Origin of the sequence: Kitasatospora sp. NPDC001261 (assembly GCF_042896795.1) — a bacterium.
GTDB lineage: Bacteria > Actinomycetota > Actinomycetes > Streptomycetales > Streptomycetaceae > Kitasatospora.
Genome location: NZ_JBIAXP010000041.1, coordinates 23,984 through 44,843 on the forward strand (window position 1 = coordinate 23,984; position 20,860 = coordinate 44,843).

At 74.2% G+C, this 20,860-nt stretch carries 18 protein-coding genes; 9 read left to right on the forward strand and 9 right to left on the reverse strand.

Annotation, left to right across the window (positions count from 1 at the left end):
- Positions 1–7 precede the first annotated feature (7 nt).
- Positions 8–1,357, reverse strand: coding sequence for an MFS transporter (locus ACFY4B_RS38815; RefSeq protein WP_387975970.1), 1,350 nt, complete (start codon positions 1,355–1,357; stop codon positions 8–10).
- Between ACFY4B_RS38815 and ACFY4B_RS38820 the strand changes: the two genes are divergently transcribed.
- Complete coding sequence (locus ACFY4B_RS38820) at positions 1,342–2,622, forward strand: ROK family protein (RefSeq protein WP_079272930.1); 1,281 nt, start codon at positions 1,342–1,344, stop codon at positions 2,620–2,622. The two genes, ACFY4B_RS38815 and ACFY4B_RS38820, sit on opposite strands and share 16 nt — an antisense overlap.
- A 163-nt stretch (positions 2,623–2,785) precedes the next feature.
- A complete protein-coding gene (locus ACFY4B_RS38825; protein WP_387975973.1) occupies positions 2,786–3,904 on the forward strand; it encodes a PLP-dependent cysteine synthase family protein in 1,119 nt (372 codons plus the stop codon).
- Positions 3,905–4,020: 116 nt separating this feature from the next.
- Here ACFY4B_RS38825 and ACFY4B_RS38830 read toward each other — a convergent pair whose 3' ends face one another.
- The 5 genes from ACFY4B_RS38830 to mscL all read right to left on the reverse strand — a co-directional run bounded on the left by ACFY4B_RS38830 (position 4,021) and on the right by mscL (position 10,058).
- On the reverse strand, positions 4,021–4,347 hold the full coding sequence (locus tag ACFY4B_RS38830) for a DUF6191 domain-containing protein (RefSeq protein ID WP_387975976.1): 327 nt from the start codon (positions 4,345–4,347) through the stop codon (positions 4,021–4,023).
- A 109-nt stretch (positions 4,348–4,456) separates the two neighbouring features.
- Positions 4,457–6,946 carry a right-handed parallel beta-helix repeat-containing protein gene (locus ACFY4B_RS38835; protein WP_049650969.1) on the reverse strand — a complete coding sequence of 830 codons (2,490 nt, stop codon included), beginning with the start codon at positions 6,944–6,946 and terminating at the stop codon, positions 4,457–4,459.
- Between the two features lie 383 nt (positions 6,947–7,329).
- Positions 7,330–8,205, reverse strand: coding sequence for an MOSC domain-containing protein (locus ACFY4B_RS38840; protein ID WP_074006369.1), 876 nt, complete (start codon positions 8,203–8,205; stop codon positions 7,330–7,332).
- Positions 8,206–8,405: 200 nt separating this feature from the next.
- Positions 8,406–9,185 (reverse strand): DUF6643 family protein, encoded by a 780-nt coding sequence (locus tag ACFY4B_RS38845; protein ID WP_074006368.1) that lies wholly within the window; start codon positions 9,183–9,185, stop codon positions 8,406–8,408.
- Between the two features lie 426 nt (positions 9,186–9,611).
- Positions 9,612–10,058, reverse strand: a complete 447-nt coding sequence (mscL, locus tag ACFY4B_RS38850; RefSeq protein ID WP_049650971.1) for a large conductance mechanosensitive channel protein MscL — start codon at positions 10,056–10,058, stop codon at positions 9,612–9,614.
- A 479-nt stretch (positions 10,059–10,537) separates the two neighbouring features.
- Between mscL and ACFY4B_RS38855 the strand changes: the two genes are divergently transcribed.
- The 3 genes from ACFY4B_RS38855 (at position 10,538) to ACFY4B_RS38865 (ending at position 13,641) form a co-directional block, all read left to right on the forward strand.
- Complete coding sequence (locus ACFY4B_RS38855; RefSeq protein ID WP_387975979.1) at positions 10,538–11,800, forward strand: glycosyltransferase family 4 protein; 1,263 nt, start codon at positions 10,538–10,540, stop codon at positions 11,798–11,800.
- Between the two features lie 173 nt (positions 11,801–11,973).
- Positions 11,974–12,648 carry a thiol:disulfide interchange protein DsbA/DsbL gene (locus ACFY4B_RS38860; RefSeq protein ID WP_387975982.1) on the forward strand — a complete coding sequence of 225 codons (675 nt, stop codon included), beginning with the start codon at positions 11,974–11,976 and terminating at the stop codon, positions 12,646–12,648.
- 117 nt (positions 12,649–12,765) lie between these two features.
- The gene (locus ACFY4B_RS38865) at positions 12,766–13,641 is read left to right on the forward strand and encodes an alpha/beta fold hydrolase (RefSeq protein ID WP_387975985.1); all 876 of its coding nucleotides are present in this window, start codon (positions 12,766–12,768) and stop codon (positions 13,639–13,641) included.
- Positions 13,642–13,713: 72 nt separating this feature from the next.
- Here ACFY4B_RS38865 and ACFY4B_RS38870 read toward each other — a convergent pair whose 3' ends face one another.
- Positions 13,714–14,460, reverse strand: coding sequence for an SAM-dependent methyltransferase (locus tag ACFY4B_RS38870; RefSeq protein WP_387975987.1), 747 nt, complete (start codon positions 14,458–14,460; stop codon positions 13,714–13,716).
- Between the two features lie 43 nt (positions 14,461–14,503).
- On the reverse strand, positions 14,504–15,652 hold the full coding sequence (locus tag ACFY4B_RS38875) for a glycosyltransferase (protein WP_049658710.1): 1,149 nt from the start codon (positions 15,650–15,652) through the stop codon (positions 14,504–14,506).
- 57 nt (positions 15,653–15,709) lie between these two features.
- Between ACFY4B_RS38875 and ACFY4B_RS38880 the strand changes: the two genes are divergently transcribed.
- A complete protein-coding gene (locus ACFY4B_RS38880) occupies positions 15,710–16,480 on the forward strand; it encodes a glutamate racemase (protein WP_375876694.1) in 771 nt (256 codons plus the stop codon).
- Positions 16,481–17,647: 1,167 nt separating this feature from the next.
- Here ACFY4B_RS38880 and ACFY4B_RS38885 read toward each other — a convergent pair.
- Positions 17,648–18,778, reverse strand: coding sequence for a polysaccharide deacetylase family protein (locus ACFY4B_RS38885; protein ID WP_387975990.1), 1,131 nt, complete (start codon positions 18,776–18,778; stop codon positions 17,648–17,650).
- A gap of 431 nt (positions 18,779–19,209) precedes the next feature.
- Between ACFY4B_RS38885 and ACFY4B_RS38890 the strand changes: the two genes are divergently transcribed.
- The 3 genes from ACFY4B_RS38890 to ACFY4B_RS38900 all read left to right on the forward strand — a co-directional run bounded on the left by ACFY4B_RS38890 (position 19,210) and on the right by ACFY4B_RS38900 (position 20,813).
- A complete protein-coding gene (locus ACFY4B_RS38890) occupies positions 19,210–19,482 on the forward strand; it encodes a hypothetical protein (protein WP_143204765.1) in 273 nt (90 codons plus the stop codon).
- A gap of 280 nt (positions 19,483–19,762) precedes the next feature.
- On the forward strand, positions 19,763–20,314 hold the full coding sequence (locus ACFY4B_RS38895; protein ID WP_049656058.1) for a sugar transferase: 552 nt from the start codon (positions 19,763–19,765) through the stop codon (positions 20,312–20,314).
- 10 nt (positions 20,315–20,324) lie between these two features.
- The gene (locus tag ACFY4B_RS38900; RefSeq protein ID WP_049656056.1) at positions 20,325–20,813 is read left to right on the forward strand and encodes an NUDIX domain-containing protein; all 489 of its coding nucleotides are present in this window, start codon (positions 20,325–20,327) and stop codon (positions 20,811–20,813) included.
- Positions 20,814–20,860 lie beyond the last annotated feature (47 nt).

Consider the following 20,860-nt stretch of genomic DNA (forward strand, 5'->3'; position numbering starts at 1 on the left):
TCGACCGTCACCGGTCGTCCGTCACCCGCCGTCCGACCGACAGCGGCAGGAGCGCCGCCACCGTGGCCGCGAGGGTGACCGTGGTGAGGGCCAGCGGCAGTCCGGCCGCGTCGGCGAGGAAGCCGATCACCACCGGGCCGATCAGCATCCCCCCGTAGCCGAGCGAGGAGGCGAACGCGACGCCCTGCGGCCCGCCCGCCGCACCGGCCCGGGCGATGGCGAGCGGGAAGAGGTTGGCCAGGCCGAGGCCGACCAGCACGAACCCGCAGATCGCCACCGGCACCACCGGCGCCAGGGCGGCGACCAGCATGCCGACCGCCGCCGTCAGCCCGCCGAACAGCATCAGCCGGGCCTGGCCGAGCCTGATGGACAGCCAGGTGCCGCCGACCCGCCCGCCGGCCATCGCGAACGCGTACGCGCCGTAGCCGGTGGCGGCCACCACGGAACTCGCCCGGACGTCGTCGGTGAGGTGGAGCGTGGCCCAGTCGGCGATCGCGCCCTCGCCGTACGCGGTGCAGAGCGCGGTGAGGCCGAGCAGCAGGACGAGCAGGCGGGTGCGGGGGCGGGTCGAGCCCGCGTCCGGCCGGGCGGTCCCGGACGGTTCCGCCGTGCGGCCCGTGCGGCCCGTGCGGCCCGTGCGGCCCGTGTCGCTCGTACGGTCCGTATGGCCCGGTGTGACCGTTGCCGCCGCCGGGCTGCGCAGCAGGACGACGCCCGCGCCGACGGTGACGGCCATGCCCAGCGCCGCGCTGAGCGCGAGTGCCCACGCGGTGCTCAGTGGGCCGGCGAGCAGTCCGCTGACGCCGGTGCCGACCAGCCCGCCGAAGCTGTACCCGGCGTGGAAGCTGGGCATCACGGGCCGCCGCAGCTGCGCGACCAGGTCGACGGCGGCGCTGTTCATCGCGACGTTGGCCCCGCCGTACCCCGCGCCGAACAGCAGCAGCACCCCGCCGAGCGCGGTGACCGAGTGGGCGTGCGCGGGCAGTAGCACGGCGAGGCTGAGCAGGGCGAGCGAGCCGACTGTCACCGGCCGGGAGCCGTACCGCAGGCAGAGTCGGCCGATCACGGGCATGGTGAGGACGGCGCCGATGGACAGGCAGAGCAGGGCGAGCCCGAGGGCGCTGTGCGAGGCGCTGACCTGACTGCGGATGTCCGGGATGCGGACGACCCAGGAGGCGAAGAGGAAGCCGTCGACGGCGAAGAACGCGGTGAGGGCGATGCGTGCAGGACCCCAGGGGCTGTCCGTCACCGGGGGTGTGCTGCGAGACTGGGAGGAGGGGCGATCGGGCCGGGTGCGTGAACCGATTTTGTTTCGAAGCGACACAAAGTCACAATAGGGGCGTGCAGCTCTCACCATCAAGCCCGAGGCCCGGTACCGGGAACGACTCCGACGCGCAGCGCGACAACCACCGCCGCGCGGCTCCCGACCGGGGCCGGACGCTGCTCGGCCCAGCGCTCTCCCTGATCCACACCGGCCAGACGCCGACCCGCTCGGCGCTCACCCGCGCGCTGGACGTCACCCGGGCCACCGCCGGCGCGGTCACCGCCGAACTCGAGGCGCTCGGCCTGATCACCGTCGACTCGCGCCCGGCCGGCGGCGGCCGCGGCCGCCCGTCGCACCGGCTCGCGATCGACCCGAACGGCCCGGTCGTGGTCGCCGGGCAGATCCACGCCGACGGACTGAGCGTCACCCTGGCCGGCCTCGGCGGACTGCTCGACCCGCCCGTCCACCTGCCGCTGCCCGCCGCCACCGACCCGGTCCGGATGCTGCGCGCCGTCGCCGTGGCCGGTGCCGAACTCGCCCGCGCGACCGACCGCCGCTGCCTGGGCGCCGCGCTCGCGCTGCCCAACCCGGTCACCGAGCCGGACGGCACCGCCCTCGCCGCGCTGCACTTCGCCTGGCCCAGCGGCACCCCGGTCGCCGACCTGTACGACGTCGAGGTCGGACGCGCCGACCACGGCCCGAAGGCGCTGCGCCCGCTGCCCACCGCGATCGCCAACGACGCCAACCTGGCCGCGCTCGCCGAGTACCGGCACGGCGCCGGCCGCGGCGCCCGCCACCTGCTCTTCGTCACCTCCGGCCACCGCGGCGTCGGTGGCGCGCTGGTCATCGACGGACACCTGCACACCGGCAGCGCCGGCCTCGCCCTGGAGGTCGGCCACCTCACCGTCGACCCGCAGGGACGGCCCTGCATGTGCGGCAACCGGGGCTGCCTGAACTCCGAGACCGACCCCGACGCGCTGTTCACCGCCGCCGGGCTCACCCCGGAACCGGGACGCCCGCTGCTCGACCAGGCGCGCGAGCTGTGCCGGGCCGCCGCGACGGACGACCGGGCGCGGGCGGCGGTGGAGCACGTCATCGACCGGCTCGGACTCGGCCTGGCGGGCGTCGCCAACATCCTCAACCCCGACCGGGTGGTCCTCAGCGGGCTTCACCTCCACCTGCTGGAGGCCGCGCCCGACCGGCTGCGGTCGGTGGTCGCCGAGCGCAGCCTGTGGGGGCGCAGCGGCCGGGTGCCGATCGTCGGCGCGGAGCTGGCGCACGGCGCGCTCGCGGGCGCGGCCGAGCTGGGCTGGGGGCCGTACCTGGCGGACCCGCAGTCGGTGCCGGTGCTGCCCTGACAGCGATCGGGTCTGCCCTGGTCGATGGGTTCCGCCCCCGACGGTGACCAGATCTGCCCTGACGGCGATAAGCGGAAGCTGGCTCTTCGAAAACGGTCACTTATCGTCACTCTCATACACTCGTAGTGAGCATCGGGGGGCCATCACGAGGGAGACAGCGACCATGAGCACCCAGTCCGGCATCGAGCCGACCGCCGACGTCGACCGCTCCGACCCGGAGTACCGCGCCTGGCTCAAGGAGGCGGTGCGCAAGGTCCAGGCCGACGCCAACCGCTCCGCCGACACCCATCTGCTGCGCTTCCCGCTGCCCGCGGAGTGGGGGATCGACCTCTACCTCAAGGACGAGTCCACCCACCCGACCGGCTCGCTCAAGCACCGCCTGGCCCGCTCGCTCTTCCTCTACGGGCTCTGCAACGGCTGGATCCGGCCCGGCAAGCCGGTGATCGAGGCCTCCAGCGGCTCCACCGCCGTCTCCGAGGCGTACTTCGCCCAGCTCGTCGGCGTGCCGTTCATCGCCGTGATGGCCAAGAGCACCAGCCAGTCCAAGATCGACCTGATCCAGTTCCACGGCGGCGAGTGTCACCTGGTCGAGCGTTCGGACGAGGTGTACGAGGCCTCCGCCCGGCTCGCCGAGGAGACCGGCGGGCACTACATGGACCAGTTCACCTACGCCGAGCGGGCCACCGACTGGCGCGGCAACAACAACATCGCCGAGTCGGTCTTCGCCCAGCTGCGCCTGGAGCCGCACCCCGAGCCGGCCTGGATCGTGGCCACGGCCGGGACCGGCGGCACCTCGGCGACCATCGCCCGGTTCGTGCACTACATGCAGTACGACACCCGGATCTGCGTCGCGGACCCGGAGAACTCCTGCTTCTTCGACGGCTGGGTGCGCCACGATCCGGAGGCCGTCTGCGAGAGCGGCTCGCGGATCGAGGGCATCGGACGGCCGCGGATGGAGCCGAGCTTCGTCCCCGGGGCGATCGACCGGATGATGAAGGTGCCGGACGCCGCGTCGATCGCCGCCGTCCGGGTGTTGGAGCAGGTGCTCGGCAAGAAGGCGGGGGCCTCCACCGGGACGGGCCTGTGGAGCGCGCTGCGGATCGTCGCCGAGATGCGGGCGACCGGGCGGACGGGCAGCGTGGTCGCCCTGATCTGCGACCCGGGGGACCGCTACCTGGACAAGTACTACTCGGACGACTGGCTGGCGGGCGAGCGGATCGACATCGCGCCCTACCGGGCGGCCCTGGAGTCCTTCCTGGCCGACGGCGCCTGGACGGGCTGACGCGCCGGCCGGCGGACAGACGACAGCTGACAGATTTCAAACTCTGTCAGCTGTCGTCTGTCGTCTGTTATCTGTTATCTGTTCGCTGTCGCCTGTTCGTCGTCAGCCGTCAGCCGTCAGCCGGTGCCCGCCACCCGCCGGATCACCGCCCGACCGCCCGCAAGGTCGATCCCCGTCCGCTTCGGCGCGCCGTCGTGCTCGTCGTCCCGCAGCACCAGCTCGACCCGTCGCTGCTCCAGCTGCACCCGCTTGCTCGGGTAGAGCAGCGCGTGCAGCTCCTCCGTCGCGGTCGCACCCGCGCCGCGCCCGTCGCCGCGCCCGCCGTCGGGTCCCACCGCCGGCCGGGCGCGCAGCCGCCGCGCCACCGCACCGAGGAAGAACACCACGACCAGTCCGGCCGGCAGCAGCAACCCGCCCGCCGCGCCCGTCAACAGCACACCCATGCCCGCCTCAACGGCCCGGCGCGGCCGACGAGCTCCCCGGCGACGAGCTCCCCGGCGACGAGTTCCCCGGCGACGAGTTCCCCGGCCGCCGGCCCTACCGCAGCGGGCCCTACGGCAGCGGCGCCGTGGGCAGGTCGGCCGGGACGAGCAGCTGGAGCTCCTCCGTGGACGGGTCCGCGAGATGGGCGATCCGTACCGCGTGCCGCTCGACCATGGTCTCGAAGACCTGTCGCGCGGTGCGCCCGTTGCCGAAGTTGGGGCCGCGCTCCATCCCGCCGAAGTGTTCCAGCAGCGCCTCCTCCGTCTCCTCGGAGAGCGCGTACTCGTGCTCGGCGCACTGCGACCGGGCGATCTCCAGCAGCTCGTCCGCCGTGTAGTCGGGGAAGCCGATGGTGCGTGAGAAACGGGAGGAGACACCGGGGTTGGCGGAGAGGAAGCGCTCCATCTCGGCGGTGTAGCCGGCCACGATGACGACCACCTCGTCCCGGTGGTCCTCCATCAGCTTGACCAGGGTGTCGATCGCCTCGCGCCCGAAGTCCCGCGCCCCGTCCTCGGGTGCGAGCGCGTACGCCTCGTCGATGAAGAGCACCCCGCCGCGCGCCCGGTCGAAGGCGGCCGCGGTGCGGATCGCGGTGGAGCCGATGTGTTCGCCGACCAGGTCCACCCGTGCCACCTCGACCAGGTGTCCGCGCTGGAGCACCCCGAGCGAGGCGAGGATCTCGCCGTACAGCCGGGCGACGGTGGTCTTGCCGGTGCCGGGTGCGCCGGTGAAGACCAGGTGGCGGCGCAGCGAGGGAGCCTTGAGCCCGGCCTGGCGGCGGCGCCGGCCGACCGAGATCAGGTCGATCAGTGTGCGCACCTCCTGCTTCACCGTGGCCAGCCCGACCAGCGAGTCCAGTTCGGCGAGCGCCTCCTCGGCCGGCCGGCAGTCCGGGATCGGCGAGATCGCGGCCGAACCGGCCGCGGCCGACGCCAACAGCGGTGCCACCGTGGTCAGTTGGGCGGTCCGCGGCGCGGGCACGTCGGTGGACCCGTACGACGACCCCAGCCCCGGACCGCGCCCACCTGCGGATCCCGGCCCCGCCCCGCCGCCGGGCGGGGCGGGAGCGGACGGCACCGGAGCCGCCCCGACGTCGTCCGAGATGCACCCCTCGGTGACCGGACCCGGCTCGGAGAACTCGAACCCGGCCCGCTGGTTGTGCTCCGCCCGGCAACGGGTGAGCTGGGTCCGGCAGCCGTCGATGATGTGGAAGCCGAAGCCCTTGCCCTGCGAGACCCGGCAGTCCTCGAAGGTGCCCCGCCCCTGGGCCGAGACGTACACCCCGGCGTCCGTGCTGGCCCGTACGGTGCAGGCGCGCAGCACCGGGTCGGCGCCCTTGGTGACGATCACGCCGGTGGCCACGTCGGAGATCTCGCAGTCGGTGAGCAGTCCGCCGCTGCCGTGGTCGCGGAACCAGAGCCCGGTGCCCGCCTCCTGCACCCGGCAGGAGGCCAGGGAGACGGTGGCCCCGCCGCTGACCGAGACCGCCGAGCTGCGGATCCGGCTGAACGAGCAGCCCTCGGCGGTGGCGGCGGAGTCCCGGTCGAGGACGAACAGGGCGTCCGGCAGGTCGTGCAGCGAGCAGTCGGTGAGGGTCAGCCGGGCACCGTCGCTGACCCAGAGCGCCGGGTACTCGCCGGTCGAGCCGTGGATCTCGCAGGACTCGGCGACCGCCTCGGTGCCCTGGTCCCAGACCGACAGCGCCCCGCGCCCGAAGTCCCGGACGGTGCTGTTGGCGAGGCTCAGCCGGGCGCGTCCGCGCAGGTCGGCGCCGTTCTCGGGCAGGTCGTGCACCCGGCAGCCGGTGAGCACCAGTTCGGCCTCGCCGTCCAGGGTGAGACCGTTGCCGGTGACCCGGTGGATCTCGCAGTCGACCAGCCGCCCGCCCGCCTGCGCCTCGGCCTGCACGCCGCTGCCGCGGATCTCGTAGATCTCGCAGCCGGTCAGTTCGGCGGCGCTGCCGGGGTCGGAGAGCAGGACGCCGGCGCCGGAGGCGTGGTGGACGCGGCAGCGGTCCAGGGCCGCGGTGGCGCCGCCGAGGACGGCCAGTCCGGCCTGGCCGGCGGCGGCGACCTCGCAGTCCTCGAAGGCGGCGGCGGTGTCCGGGCCGCGCAGCCGCAGCCCGAGCCCGCCCGGGTTGGTGACCACGCAGCCGCGCAGGGTCGGCCGGGCGCCGCCGGTGACCTCGATGCCGGTGGCCGAGCGGGTCTCCACCCGGCAGCCGCTGAAGGAGGGGGTCGCCTCCGGCCCGGTGACCAGCACGGCCGGGGTGGTGCTGTCGCCGCCCTCGACCACCAGGTCGCGTACGGTGGCGGCGGCGGTCACGGTGAGCGCCACCCCGGAGGGCGGGTCGATCCGGACCGTCCCCGGGCCCTGGGCCGGGACGATCGTCACCGGCTTGTCCAGCAGCACGTTCTCCCGGAAGGTGCCCGGGCGGACGGTCACCGTGTCGCCCGGTTCGGCGGCGGCCAGGGCCTCCGCGAGCGTGTCGTACTCGCCCGCGCGGCGACGCCAGCGGGATGCGCTGTCCTGGGTGACCCGGACCCTGTGCTCAGCCATGACGGTCTGTCGTCCCCACCTTCGTCGAGCCGGCGATCAACGGGCCGAACGCGCGGGGGTGCGCGGGCCGTCCGCCCACCGTAGCGCGCCCACGTGGGTGGTCCGGCCGCCCGCGGTCGCGCGGACACCGGTAGCGCTCAGCGCCGCCACAGGTTCCGACCACTTGTTTCAACGAGCGCGCACAGCGGTGGTTCCGTCCGGGCGCGCCGGTTTCGGAGTGCGGCGCGTGCCCGGCGCCGGTCCACGGGCCGATGCGCCCCGCCCTCCGGCACGGGCGGTCGGCGGTCGGCATCCGATGGTCGGTGGTCAGTACTCGACCGTCGGCAGCCGGCGCGGAGGGTCGGCGGGAGCGGCCCACTCTCCCGGAGAACCGGCCCGAGCGCTCAGCGCCCGTCGGCGGGCCAGTGCGCCCCGTCCTCGAGCACCTCGAGCTCGTCGCCCAGCCGCAGCGTGCCGAGCTCGTCCCCCTCGACGCCGGCCGGCCGCTCGGGGATCAGGTTCTGCCCGAACGCGGCCTTGCGCAGCAGCCGGTGGTGCCGGGCCAGGGTGCGCAGCGGCTCCTTGCCGCGCCGCTCGCCGGTCTCCTGGTCGGTGGTGGTGATCATGCAGCGGCCGCACGGCTTGACCACCTTGAAGGTGACCGAGCCGATCCGGATCCGGCGCCAGGTGTCCTCGGCCCACGGTTCGGTGCCGCCGATCACCACGCTCGGACGGAAGCGCTCCATCGGCAGGGTCTCGTGGCCGTCCGGGTTCTCGGCGGCGATCAGCTCGTTGAGGCGGTCCAGCGAGGCGGTGGTGGTGAGCAGCAGCGGATAGCCGTCGGCCATCGAGACGCTGTCGCCGGGCGCACTGTACTCGGGGTCGACCGGCCGGGCGCGCGGGTCGTCAAGGTGCACCAGGCGGTAGTCGCCGAGGTGTTCGGCGATCCACCGGTGCGTCTCCTTGTCGGCCTCCGCGGCACGGAAGCGCGTTCCCCAGACCTCGACGTCGGCGAGCGGGTCGCCGGCCGCGACAGCGGGGGCGGGGACCTCGATCCGGGAGCCGTCGGGGGTGGTCAGGGTGAGGACGCCGTCGGGCAGCAGTCCGGTCCGCACCCGTGCGAGGGCCGCGTCCTCGCGCTGGCTGACGAAGCGTCCGTTCGCGTCGGCGAGCATCCAGCGACGGTCTCCGGCCAGACCCCAGGGGTGAACCACGGCGGTGTCCGGGCTCAGGCGGTACATCGACTTGACGGGGTAGACGTGGAGTCCGGTGAGGTGCATTCCTCCATCCTGCCAGCCTGCGGGGGTTCGCCGGGAATGCCCTCTAATGCGCACGGACCGCCCGGACGCCGTGGGGGGCGTTCCGGGCGGTCCGTGGATGACCCGTTTCTCCGTTCGCCCGGCGTACGGGGGGCGCCGGGTGCTGCTCAGGTGGTGCGGGTGCGGGCCGCGTGGGGGGACGGCCTCGGGGTGTCAGCGGCTCAGTAGCCCTGGCCCTGCTGCTGGTAGCCGCCCTGGAACTGGCCGGACTCGCCGTACGGGCCCGGGCGCTGCGGCTGCGTCGGGCGGACCGGCGCGACCGGCGCCATGGCCGGGCGCAGCTGGGCACCGCCGAAGGACTGGTCGCCGCCCTGGCCCTGGAAGCCGGGGCCGCCGGCGGCCGGACCGCCGAACGACTGCTGGCCGCCGAAGCCCTGCGGAGCGGCGGGCTGGCCCTGGCCGAAACCGCCCGGTCCGCCGGCCGGCTGCGCGCCGAAGGTCTGCTGGCCGCCCTGGGCGCCGATGAAGGTGTTCTGGCCGCCGAAGCTCTGGCCGCCGGTCGGCTGGTAGCCGCCTCCGGCGGTCTGGCTGAAGGCGGGGGTGCCGGGCTGCGGTCGCTGGTACGGCTGGGGGGCGCCGTAGCCGGGGACCGGAGGCTGGGGGGCGGCGTACGCCGGCGCGGGCTGCGCGGGGATGTACGCCGTGGCGGGGCCGGCGGAGGGGCCGCTGCTCGGGCCGGGGCCCAGGGCGAGGCGGGCGGGCGGCAGCGCGGGGAGGTTGCTGCCGGCGCTTTCGTACCCGTTGGCGTACCGGTTCTCGTAGGACGGGCCGAGGCCGGATCCGTAACCGGACGACAGCGCCGGCGGCAGGGCGGCCGGCACGTTGATGGGCGCGATCTGGGGGACGCCGCGCTCAGCCACGAGGCTGTCGTAGATCGGCGTGCCGGAGGAGTAGGACGGAGAGGGGTAGCCGACTCCGTCGTAGGAGCGGGGCGAGGTCATGGGGCATACGGTAAGCCCACAACGCGCCTGCTGAGGAGAGCGGGAGGGGGAGCAGTTCGAGTGTTTACACAGTCTTCGCTCGCACAAAGGTTTCGAAAGTAGGAAAGACGGACATTCCGGCGACCGGTTCCGGACAAGCTTGGCACCCCGTCAGTGGTCGAACGGCGGCCGGACGGAGGCCCCGGAAGGCCTTGTGGTGACCGGCCGGTGGACGGTCGGGGGCCCTGCGGAGAAACTTTTCCCGGACAGGGCGTGCGCGGGCGCATTCGAGCCCCCGCCGAGCAGGCGACGGGGGCTCGTGAATGTTTCGGGAATAAAATTCCCGTCAGCTCTCCGGGGCCCGGTTCAGGCCCGCGACCTGGGCCGTCGGCCCGATGGCCGGCTGCCGATCAGGCGGCGGCCCGTCGCTGGTCCGGGTGTCGGCGCTCAGTGCGACTGCAGGGCCTGGGCCTGTGCGGGCAGGGCCGGCTTGCCGATCTCGGAGGTGCAGAAGGAGCACCGGGTCGCGGCGGCCGGGATGCTGCTCAGGCACTCCGGGCAGTCCACCTTCGCGGCCGGCGCGGGCTTGGCCGATTCGAAGCGGGACTGGAGCTTGCCGACCGGCAGCACCACGGCGAAGTAGATGACGGCGGCGGTCAGGACGAAGCCGATGACCGCGTTGACGAAGAGGCCGTACGGGAACCGGGTGCCGGCCACGTCGAAGGTCTTCTGGGTGAAGTCGCCGACGGCGCCGGACGCGACGCCGACCAGCGGGGTGAGGAAGGCGCTGACGAACCCGGTGACGACGGCGGTGAAGGCAGCGCCGATCACGATGCCGACCGCGAGGTCCACCACGTTTCCGCGCAGCAGGAAGCTGCGGAATCCCTTGAACACCGGGTGACTCCAAATCCGTACGGGGGAGGGGGAGATGGGGCGGCACGGCGGGTGCCGCCCCAGGCCGGACATCCTGCCGAGCGGGCCGGGCCGAGGTCCAACCGCGTTCACCCGAATCGGGTAACCGCCGCGGCGCCCCGCGTCCGTGGGCCCTGCGGGGCGGGGACGCTCCGCGTACCGGCCTTTCCCCGGTCGAACAGCCGAGCCAGTCGGTTGGTCGACCGCTCCAACTCGCCCCTGTGGCGCCGCGTGTGGCGCCGCATGTGACACCGGCACGCGCCGGTCCGGGGCGGCGCCGACCCGGCGCGACAGGGTGGACCGGAGCGCGGCAGGGGGCGAGACGGGGCGCACAGCGGTCGCGTATGGCGCACGACGGCGGCCCCGTGGCGCACATCCGGTGTACAAGCGCGGGCGGATGGGCCACCATCAGGTTGCGCGAAGGGGATGTACCGGGCGGAGCACTGTGCCAAGGTCGGTCCATGCCCGACCATTTGTCGGCCGATCCGGCCGGAAACCGTCCGCGTGTCCTGCACCTGATCAGCGACTCACGCCGGGGCGGCGCGCAGAACTTCGCCCGTGACCTCCACCGGGAACTGGGCCGTCGGGGGCAGTCCTCCGCGCTGTGCGCCCTCGCCCCGCACCCGGCCGTCCCCTCCGGCCCCGGCGGGGCGGGCCGGGACTCCACCGGCCCCGGTTCCGCGGGCCGGGGCCCCGATTCCGCAGGTCCGGGCTCCGGGGCCGCGAGCCCGGACCCCGAGGCCGCCGGCCGGTCCGCCGTCGACTGCTCCGCCGCCGCCGGGCTGCGCTCCGCCGCCGTGCTGGGCCCCGGCCGGCTGCACCCGAGCACCCTGAGGGCGCTGCGCTCCGCCTCCCGCGCCGCCGACGTGGTGCTCGCCCACGGCTCGGACACCCTGGCCGCCTGCGCCCTCGCCCTGGCCGGGACCCGTACGCCCTTCGTCTACGTCTCGGTCGGCCACCCGCGCTACTGGACCGCCAACCGGTTGCGCCGGGTGCGCGGCGGCGCGCTGATGCACCGCGCGGCCGCCGTCACCACGCTCACCGACGAGGCGCGCGTCGTCCTGGAGGAACAGTTCCGGCTGCCCGACGGGAAGGTGCACGTGATCCCCAACTCCCGTGCCGCCGAGAGCTATCCGCCCGCCGACGGCCGGGACGACCGGCGTGCCGCGCGGCACGCGCTGGGCCTGCCGGCCGACGTGCTGCTGGTCGCCTGGATCGGGGCGATAGCCCCGGAGAAGCGGCTCGACCTGGCCCTCGACGTGCTCGACCGGCTGCCCGACGTCCGGCTCGCCGTCGCCGGGGACGGACCGCTGCGCGAGTCGCTGGCCCGCCACCCGGCCGCCGCCCGCGCCCACTTCCTCGGCCCGCTGCCCGACCCGGCCCCGCTCTACCGCGCCGCCGACGCGCTGCTGCTGACCAGCGACAGCGAGGGCGTGCCCGGCGCGCTGATCGAGGCGGCGCTGGCCGGGGTGCCCGCCGTGGCCACCGACGTCGGCTGGGTGCGCGAGGTGGTCCGGGACGGTGCCACCGGCGCGCTGGTCGCCCCCGGGGACCCGCTCGCCCTCGCCGAGGCGCTGGGCAAGGTGCTCGCGGTCAACCGGGCGGGCCTCGGCGCGGCGGCCCGGGCGCACGCGCTGGAGCACTTCGAGCTGGGCGCCGTCGTGGACGCCTGGCAGCAACTGGTCGCCGAGGTATGGACGGCGGGTCCGGAGGCCGCCCGCTGACCGGGGTGGCCAGGCGGGCCAGGGGTGCCATGCCGACCGGGGTGGCCGGGCCGACCCCGTCGGGTGGCCGGCCCGTCCGCGCGCCCGGCCCGGCTACGCCGTCCGGGCGAATCCGGCGCGGCCCGTGCGCAGCAACCGGCCGGTAGCGAACCGCCGCCAGCACACTGCCCGGTGTGAAATCGAAGTCGCTGCTGCGGTCCACCGTCCTGCTCGCCGTCGCCGTCGGGATTGCCACGTCCCCCGTCCAGGCCGGCGCGATCACCCACCAAATCCCGTTCGGGGGCGCCCAGTTCGTCAAGCTCGACCATCCGCAGCCGGTCCGTGAGAGCGTCCGGACCGAGGCGGTCGAGTTCTTCTGGTACGACTGCAGCCACTCCCAGGCGCTCGAACAGCCCCTGCAGGCCTGGGCGGAGAAGCACCGCGCCGATGTCGCGCTGCGCCGCATCCCGGCCGTCTGGCCCGGCAGTCCGGACGAGGCCGCGCAACGGAGCCACGCCCGGATCTTCTACACGCTGGAGCGCCTCGGCCAGGTCGACCGCCTCCAGGTCAGCGTCTTCCGCGCCGTGCACACCGAGCGGGTCGACCTCACCACCGAGGCCACCGCCACCGACTGGGCCGCGCGGCAGGGTGTCGACGCCAAGGTGTTCGGTGAGACGTACCGCTCCGCCGAGGTGACGCGGTCGGTCGAGGAGGCCGCCGCCGACTTCACCCGCTACGGCGTCAACGAGCTGCCGACGGTCGTCGTCCAGGGTGAGTACCGCACCTCGCCGACCCAGGCCGGCGGGGTCGAGGCGATGCCCGAGGTGCTCGACCACCTGGTGCAGCAGGAGCAGGCGCGGGGCCATTGAGCCGGTGCCCCGGCCCTCGCGGTGACAGCGGATCAGCTCGCTCATGTGCCCTGCCCGGCAGGCGTCTTGTCCGAACGGCACCTTGCCTAACCATTCACATGCTGTTTAATGGTTAACATGAGCGAGCTGATGATCCCTCACGTCCACCACCGCCACGTCGACGTCGACGGCCTGCGCGTCTTCTACCGCGAAACCGGCCCGCTCGACGCCCCCGTGCTCCTGCTGCTGCACGGCTTCCCGTCCTCCTCCCACCAGTACGCCCGGCTGCTCGACGCGCTCGGCACCCGCTACCGCCTGATAGCCCCCGACTACCCGGGCTTCGGCCACAGCGACAGCCCCGCGCCCGACGCCTTCACGTACCGCTTCGACGCCCTCACCGACGTGATCGAGGGCTTCTGCCTCGCCCTCGGCCTGGACCGCTTCGCGCTGTACGTCTTCGACTTCGGCGCCCCCGTCGGCCTGCGCCTGGCCACCCGGCACCCGGAGTGGATCACCGGCCTGGTGGTCCAGAACGGCAACGCCTACGAGGAGGGACTCTCCGCCCAGGCAAGGGAGTTCATCGCGAACAGGCGCGGCGTGCCGGGCGCGGAGCAGGCCGCCCGCTCGATCCTCACCCCGGACGTCACCCGCGGCCAGTACGAGGGCGGCACCGGCGACCCGAGCCTGGTCGCCCCCGACGGCTGGACGCTCGACCAGCACTTCCTCGACCTGCCCGGCCGCAAGGACATCCAGGTCGAACTCGCCCTCGACTACTTCTCCAACGTCGAGCTCTACCCCGCCTGGCAGGCCTGGCTGCGCGCCGACCAGCCGCCCACGCTGGTGCTCTGGGGACTGGGAGACCCGTTCTTCACCGAGGCCGGTGCGCGCGCCTACCTGCGCGACCTGCCCGGGGCCGAGCTGCACCTGTTCGACACCGGGCACTTCGCGCTGGAGGAGAAGCTGCCCGAAATCGCCCCGCTGATCGACGACTTCCTCGCGCGGATCGGGAAGTAGCCGACCGGTGAGGGGTGTTCGGGGGCGGGAGGCTCAGGCGGGTCGGGCGTGTTCAGAGCCCTTCGGCGTGCTTCAGTCGCGGCGCAGCAGGTAGGTGACGAAGCCGAGCGTCCCCCGGTAGCCGTGCAGCCACCCGGTGCGGTGCCGGTCCGCCGCCTCCCGGGCGGCCGCCGTGTCCGGGTGCTCCGGGTGGTCCAGCGCCCACTCGGCCAGCGAGCCCGTCCAGGCGAACTCGTACTCGTCCCACTCCTGTTCGGTGCTGACAAGCCCGAATACCGGCGTCCAGCCCTCCGCGAGGACCCGCTCGGTGGTCGTCGCGAGATCCGCGAAGTCCTCCCGTGCCGCGCCCAGTCCGTCCAGCGCCGCCCGGGACGGCTCGCGCTGCCAGAACCCCTCGCCGACCAGCAACCGGCCGCCCGGGGCCAGGAGTTCGCGGGCCGCGGCGAGCGTCGGCAGCAGGCCGCCGAACGCGTGGGTGGCGCCGACGCACAGCACCAGGTCGAAGGGCTCCTCCGCGGTGAACCCCCGTGCGTCCAGGTGGTGCAGGCCGATCCGGCGGGCCACGCCCAGCGCGGCCGCGGACTCCCGGGCCCGGGTCAGCGCCGCCGCGTCCAGGTCCACGCCCACTGCCCGCCAGCCCGGGCCGGCGGCCAGCGCCCGGAGCAGCCAGGCGCCCTCGCCGCAGCCCAGGTCCAGGGCCCGGCCCTGCTCCGTCCCGGCCATGGCACGGTCCAGCAACCGGGCCACCGAGCCGTCCGCCAGCGGGGCCGCGATCGGGTGGTGGGCATGGGCGAGGCGGGAGATCTGCTGACGGTCCATCCGAGCAGTATGGATCGGGGCGGTGCGGCGCGCAGCGGGTTTCTCAGGCCCGGGAGTACGTCCGTCCCTTCCACGCCGAGCCCCGGCCGCGCCAGTGCTGTACGGCCGAGTCCACCGTCATCAGCAGGTACAGCCCCGCGGTGAACGGCAGCAGCAGCACGGCCGCGGCCGGCTGCCCGTAGTACCGGACCATCGGCAGGTACGTGCCCGCCATCAGCGCCCACGCCGCCCCACCCGCCGCGGCCACCGCCGGCGCGCCCGCCACCAGCCCGGCCACCGTCGCCACCGGCGGCACCAGGTACACCAGCGCCAGCCCCAGCACCGTCCCGAGCAGCAGCGCCGGCGAATGCCTGAGCTGGGCGTACGCGCTGCGCGACACCATCCGCCACAGCTGCTCCAGCCGCGGGTACGGACGCACGCTGTCCACGTCGTCGGCCAGACCCAGCCAGGTCCGGCCGCCGGTCGACTTCACCGCCCGGGCCAGCGACACGTCGTCGATCACCGCGCCGCGGATCGCCGCCACCCCGCCCGCCCGCTCCAGCGCCTCCCGCCGCACCAGCGAACAGCCGCCGGCCGCGGCCGCGGTCCGGGCACCCGGACGGTTGCTCCGGCGGAACGGGTACAGCTGGGCGAAGAAGTACACGAAGGCCGGCACGATCAGCCGCTCCCAGCCGGTCTCCACCCGCAGCCGGGCCATCTGGGACACCAGGTCCAGGCCGTTGCTCTCGGCGGCGGCCACCAGCTCGGCCAGCGAATCCGGGCCGTGCGCGATGTCGGCGTCCGTCAGCAGCAGGTACTCGGCGTCCGGACCGGCCAGCTCCACGCCGTGCCGCAGCGCCCACAGCTTGCCGGTCCAGCCCGGCGGCAGCGGGGGAGGGGTGGTGACGGTGAGCTCCAGCCCGTCGATCGTCCGCAGCTCCGCCGCCAGCGCGCCGGTGTCGTCCGAACTGTGGTCGTCCACCAGGATCACCCGGGCCCGCCCCGGGTACTTCTGCGCCAGCAGCGTCGGCAGGCTCACCGGGACCACCGAGGCCTCGTCCCGGGCCGGCACCACGACCGCCACCTGCGGCCAGCGGACCGGCGGGCGACGCGGCGGCAACCGAACGTCGGTGCGCCAGAACGAGCCGTGGCAGCACGCCAGCCAGAGCCAGACCAGCAGGGAGAACGCGGCGATCCACAGCAGGACGGTCACCCCGGCAGTCTGCCGCAGAACCGGGCCCGACGGGCGGATCGACTAAAGTCTTGAGCCGTGAAGATCGCACTGATGGACTCCGGAATCGGCCTGCTGGCCGCCGCCGCCGCCCTTCGGAAGCAGCGCCCGGACGTGGATCTGGTGCTCTCTTCCAACCCGGCCTCGATGCCGTGGGGGCCCCGTACGCCGGAAGAGGTCACCGAGCTGGCCCTCGGCTGCTGCCGGGCCGCCGCCGCGCTCGAACCCGACGCGCTGGTGATCGCCTGCAACACCGCCTCCGTCCACGCGCTCGCCACCCTGCGGGCCGAGCTGGAGCCCGGGCTGCCGGTGGTCGGCACCGTCCCGGCGATCAAGCCCGCCGCCGTGCGGGGCGGCCGGGTCGCCATCTGGGCCACCCCGGCCACCACCGGCAGCGCGTACCAGCGCGGGCTGATCCGCGACTTCGGCGGTTCGGCGGACATCACCGAGGTCGCCTGCCCGGGCCTCGCGGACGCGGTCGAGCACGGCGACGACGAAGCCGTCACGGCCGCCATCGCCGACGCCGCCGCCCGGACGCCGGCCGGCACCGACGCCATCGTGCTCGGCTGCACCCACTACGAACTCGTCGACGACCGCATCCGCGCCGCCGTCGCCCCGACCGCCGCCCCGGGGCTCACCCTGCACGGCTCGGCCGACGCCGTCGCCGCCCAGGCCATCCGCCGCGTCGCCGACCCCACCCGCACCGGCACCGGCACCCTCACCGTCCTCCACGCCGGCACCCCCGCCCACCTCCCCCCGGCCGCCGCCCTCTACCCCCAGGGCAACGCCCTCGCCACCCTCATCGGCTGACCGCGCGAGAAGTCGGCCCGGCTGACTTCCCGCGCAGCCCGCTCCCTGAAGCCCTTCTGGTCGGTCGCACGAGAAGTCGACCCGGCCGACTTCTGGTGCAACGACTGCCCCGAACCGCCCCGCCTCCCCAGGATGAGCGTCTGGCCGCCACGGCCTCTACGCGCATAGAGCCGCTGGGCATGGGATCCGGCCCGCCGACATGCGCAGGGAGTCGACCCAGCCGATTTCCTGCGCATGTCGGCCGAGAGTCGGCGCACGGGAAGTCGATCTGGCCGACTTCTCGCGCAACGACCGCTTCGAGTGGCACCACCCCCGACTCAAGCGGCCAATCGCCCTGGCCTCTATGCGCATAGAGTCCCCGGACGCGGGCCCGTGCCCGGCTTGCTTGCATGGGAAGTCGGCCCAGTCGACTTCCTGCGCCATGCCCGGATGCAACGGCTGGGCAGCCCGGCTCCTGGAGTCTGTTGGTCGCCAGCCCTGGGCTTGCTGGTGCACAGGAAGTCGGCCCGGCCGACTTTTCGCGGAGTCGCTGCTTCGAATCGCGCAGAAAGTCGGCCGGCCCGACTTTTCGTGCAGCGAGCGTTCCGGGCTTCCCGGCGGCGTGCGGGAGGTTCGTCTGGTCGAGCTCCGGTGCCGCGCTGGGATGCTGCGGCTACACGTCCCGCGCCCCGAGCCGGTTGATTGCCAGCCCGGGGCCCGCCTGCGCACAGGAAGTCGGCCAGGCCGACTTCTCGCGCAGTGGACGCGCCTGGTCCGGCCGCGTCTTCTCCGCGTGGCGAGCGGCCGGCCGTTGCGGCTTCTGTGTGAACGTGGCGGGGTGCGCCAGAAGTCGGGCCGGCCGACTTCCTGTGTGGCGGCCGGGCTCGCCCAGCCCGTTGAGCATGCACTCGCTGAAGCCTCTTGGGGCGCGCCAGAAGTCGGGCGGGCCGACTTCTGGGGTGGGTTTGTGTCGGAAGTCGAGTGCGTGGAGTCGACTTTTTGCGGGGGCGGGGGTGGCATTCCGGGCGCCCGAAATGACTTGGCTGGGCGCGCGAGAAGTCGGCCCGGCCGACTTTTGGTGCGGGATTGGCTCGAGTGATTGGTTGCTTTGGGGATGGGCTGCCGGGGTGCGCGCCGCACAGGAAGTCGACCCGGCCGACTTCCTGTGCGGCGTGATGGCGCCCGTTGCTAGGCGACGGCCTGGCGGCGCCAGCGGCGGTAGGCGGGTTCGAGGCCGGAGAGGATGGTGTCGAAGCGGCGGGTGCTGGTGGTGGAGTCGACCTGGAGGCGGCTGATCTGGAGGGGATGGGAGGGGAGCCGGGGGCCCAGGCGGTGGTCGGAGAGGAAGCCGAGTCGGTAGCCGAGCTCCTGCAGGACGGTTTCGGCGCGGACGTCGTGGCCGCCGTCCGGGTAGGCGAAGGCGATCGGCGGTTCGCCCAGCCAGCGGGTGAGGGCCTCGTGGGCGCCGGTGATCTCGGCGCGCACGGTGTCGTCGTCGCAGCGCCCGAGGCACGGGTGCCCCTGGGTGTGGTTGCCGATCGCGACGCCCCCGTCCCGCAGGGCGAGCAGGTCGGCCGGGGTCAGCTGCTCCTGGCGGGGTGGCCGCCGGTCGGCGCTGACCCGCAGTTCGTGCAGACTGCGCCGCCGGTCCGGGTCCGGCATGGCCTTGAGCCGCCGGAGCAGCTGGGACGGGTGTCCACAGTCGAGCGAGCGGGCCCGGCCCCCGTGCCGGGCGAGGAAGTCGGCCTCGTGCCACCAGAACGGCCGTTCGGTGCCGATGAGCTCCGAGATGACGAACGCGGTGGCCGGAATGCCCCGGGCGTCGAGGGCGGGCAGGGCGTGGGTGAGGACGCTCCGGTCGGCGTCGTCGAAGGTGACCAGGACGCTCCGGGGCGGCAGTGGCCGCCGTTCGGTCACGGCCTGGAGGACCGCGCCGAGCGAGACCGGCGTGGCGAGCCGCTGGAGCCGGTCGAGCTGGGCGCCGAACGAGCGGTGGTCGGTCACCCCGTGGTACGCGAGCACCGCGAGCCGTTGGGCGGCCAGGGCCCGGAACAGCGGTTGGACGGGGGCGAACCGCAGCCATTCGCCCCGAGCGTCCTGCTGTTCCGTGTCGACGGCTGCCCGGTGACGGCCCCCGCCGTCCAGGTGCGTGCCGTGGCGGTGCTCCTCGCGCCGACGGTCGCCGTGCAGGAGATCGCCGCCGAGCTGATCGCCGCGAAGGTGATCGCCGTGCAGGTGGTCGCCGTGCGGACGGTCGGTGGGCCGGCCGGTGCCGTGCCGGTCCGCCGACCACCCGACGGTCAGGGGCAGCGCGCGCATGCGGGGTGCCGGCCGGGCGCGGGCCATGGAGATCGATGTACTGGACTGGGACTGCGGCACGGTTCCCCCTCGTTCGCCGAGCGGCGTGGCGGTACCGCCGGAGGACGGAGCCCGGCCTCCGACTCCAGGGGCGGCGGCTCCGCTCCTGGATATTCCTGTTCTCGGTGGGGGGTTCACACCCGTCCCTCGAACGGCTCCTGGATCACTCAATGCCATTGAGACCGCTGCACCGGACGGATGGTTGTACCGGGGGGACGAGGATTTTTCGTGGACTGATTGTGGAGCCGGAATGCACGCCCGGACGCCTCGGACACACTTCGGGGCGGGCCCGGCGTGCCGCTGACCAGCCCGGATCCCCCGGTTGCGCAGCGTGTCCGGACCTTCACTCCCTGCGGGCTGCCACCCGCGCCGCCCCGGGGTACCTTGGGCTCATGGCAGATGCGGACCGTGACCCCTTCCACCTCCACGGGGCCTCCCGGATGGCTCGCGCGTGCAGCGGCGGAGCCCTGGTCACCCACCAGGTCCCGCTGACGGTGGTGGGCCTGGCCTGCCTGGCGCTCGGCATCGTCGTGGCCGTGTTCGTGCCGGACAGTGACGGGCCGGCCTGGGCGATGGCGGTGGCCGGCTGTCTGGCCGCGGGCGTCCTGCTGCTCGGCCGGATCGCCTTCGGCGTGTTCCGCGACCGGCGCCGCGCCGCGCTCTGACGGCGCCCCGGCTGGCGTACCGGCCGTACGGTCGGCGGGTTCCGTCCGGGCGTTGCCCCCACCCGTAACGTCGATCGCTCTCGGAATTCCGAAACGGCCGATCGAGCGAAATTGGTCAGACCGACTGAATATCGTCCAGTCGGACAATCTCAGGCCCTCTTCTTTCACCATTCCCGGACGACAGCTTCATCCCGCCTCTACTGTGAAGGCGTTCTTCCGGCTCGAAGCGCCGTGGAGGTGGAGCGATGAGCGGTAGACCGGATCGCGCCGCGGCCGTCTCATGAGACGCGCCGGCGACCTCGCCGTCGCCGCCCTGGCCGCGGTCGTCGCACTGCCGCTGGCCCTGCTGATCGCCGTCCTGCTCCGCTGCGGCACCGGCGGCCCGGTCCTCCAGCGGCAGATCCGGACCGGCCGGCACGGCCGCGAGTTCCAGCTCCTGCGCTTCCGGACCGGAGGGGACGGCCGGCTCACCGCCCTGCTGCGGCAATCCGGCCTGGACGAGCTGCCGCGGCTGTGGAACGTGGCGCGCGGCGACATGGGGGTGATCGGGCCCCTGCCGGTCGGCCCGGACCAGGCGGCGCACTACTCCCGCCGGGAGCGCGGCCGGCTCGCCGTCCGGCCCGGCCTCACCGGCTGGGCCCAGCTGCAGGCCCTGAGCCGCGGCCGGACGCCCCGCCCGCTCAGCCGCCCCGAGTGGGCGGAGCTCGACCTCTGGTACGTCGAGCACCGTTCGTTCGGGCTCGACCTGCGCATCCTCGGCCTCACCGTGCTCGCCCTGCTGCGGCCCGACACCGGCCGGGCGCACCGGGTCGGCCCGGAGCCGCCCCGATAGGCTGCGGCCCATGGCCATTCCCCCCTTCCTCGCCGAGCTCCGCGCCATCGTGGGAACCCGCCCGCTCTGGCTGAGCGCCGTCGTCGCCGTCGTGCTGGACGACCGCGACCGGGTGCTGCTCGCCCGCCGGGCCGACGACGGCCGGTGGGCGCCGGTCGGCGGCATCCTCGACCCCGGCGAGCAGCCCGCCGACGGCGTGGTGCGCGAGTGCGAGGAGGAGACGGGGGTGGTGGTCGTGCCCGAGCTGCTCGCCTCCGTCACGGTCTCGCCGCAGGTCACGTACCCGAACGGCGATGTGACGCAGTACCTGGTGCTGACCTTCCGCTGCCGCGCGGTCGGCGGCGAGGCGCGGGTGAACGACGACGAGTCGCTGGACGTCGGCTGGTTCGGGCTGGACGAGCTGCCGCCGATGATCGAGAGCGAGCACGAGCGGCTGCGCCACGCGCTGGAGTGCGAGGGCCCGGCGGTCTTCACCTGGGAGGGCAAGGAGCGCCCCTGAGCCCGGGGGCGGGCCCATCACGGCCCGCCGCAGGTCCTCAACCACCC

Bases quoted from the DNA above. Each gene is read 5' to 3' on its own strand.
- ACFY4B_RS38815 (WP_387975970.1), bottom strand. From the start codon at position 1,357: ATGGTGAGAGCTGCACGCCCCTATTGTGACTTTGTGTCGCTTCGAAAC.
- ACFY4B_RS38825 (WP_387975973.1), top strand. From the start codon at position 2,786: ATGAGCACCCAGTCCGGCATCGAGCCGACCGCCGACGTCGACCGCTCC.
- ACFY4B_RS38830 (WP_387975976.1), bottom strand. From the start codon at position 4,347: ATGGGTGTGCTGTTGACGGGCGCGGCGGGCGGGTTGCTGCTGCCGGCC.
- ACFY4B_RS38835 (WP_049650969.1), bottom strand. From the start codon at position 6,946: ATGGCTGAGCACAGGGTCCGGGTCACCCAGGACAGCGCATCCCGCTGG.
- ACFY4B_RS38840 (WP_074006369.1), bottom strand. From the start codon at position 8,205: ATGCACCTCACCGGACTCCACGTCTACCCCGTCAAGTCGATGTACCGC.
- ACFY4B_RS38845 (WP_074006368.1), bottom strand. From the start codon at position 9,185: ATGACCTCGCCCCGCTCCTACGACGGAGTCGGCTACCCCTCTCCGTCC.
- ACFY4B_RS38855 (WP_387975979.1), top strand. From the start codon at position 10,538: ATGCCCGACCATTTGTCGGCCGATCCGGCCGGAAACCGTCCGCGTGTC.
- ACFY4B_RS38865 (WP_387975985.1), top strand. From the start codon at position 12,766: ATGAGCGAGCTGATGATCCCTCACGTCCACCACCGCCACGTCGACGTC.
- ACFY4B_RS38870 (WP_387975987.1), bottom strand. From the start codon at position 14,460: ATGGACCGTCAGCAGATCTCCCGCCTCGCCCATGCCCACCACCCGATC.
- ACFY4B_RS38885 (WP_387975990.1), bottom strand. From the start codon at position 18,778: ATGCGCGCGCTGCCCCTGACCGTCGGGTGGTCGGCGGACCGGCACGGC.
- ACFY4B_RS38890 (WP_143204765.1), top strand. From the start codon at position 19,210: ATGGCAGATGCGGACCGTGACCCCTTCCACCTCCACGGGGCCTCCCGG.
- ACFY4B_RS38895 (WP_049656058.1), top strand. From the start codon at position 19,763: ATGAGACGCGCCGGCGACCTCGCCGTCGCCGCCCTGGCCGCGGTCGTC.
- ACFY4B_RS38900 (WP_049656056.1), top strand. From the start codon at position 20,325: ATGGCCATTCCCCCCTTCCTCGCCGAGCTCCGCGCCATCGTGGGAACC.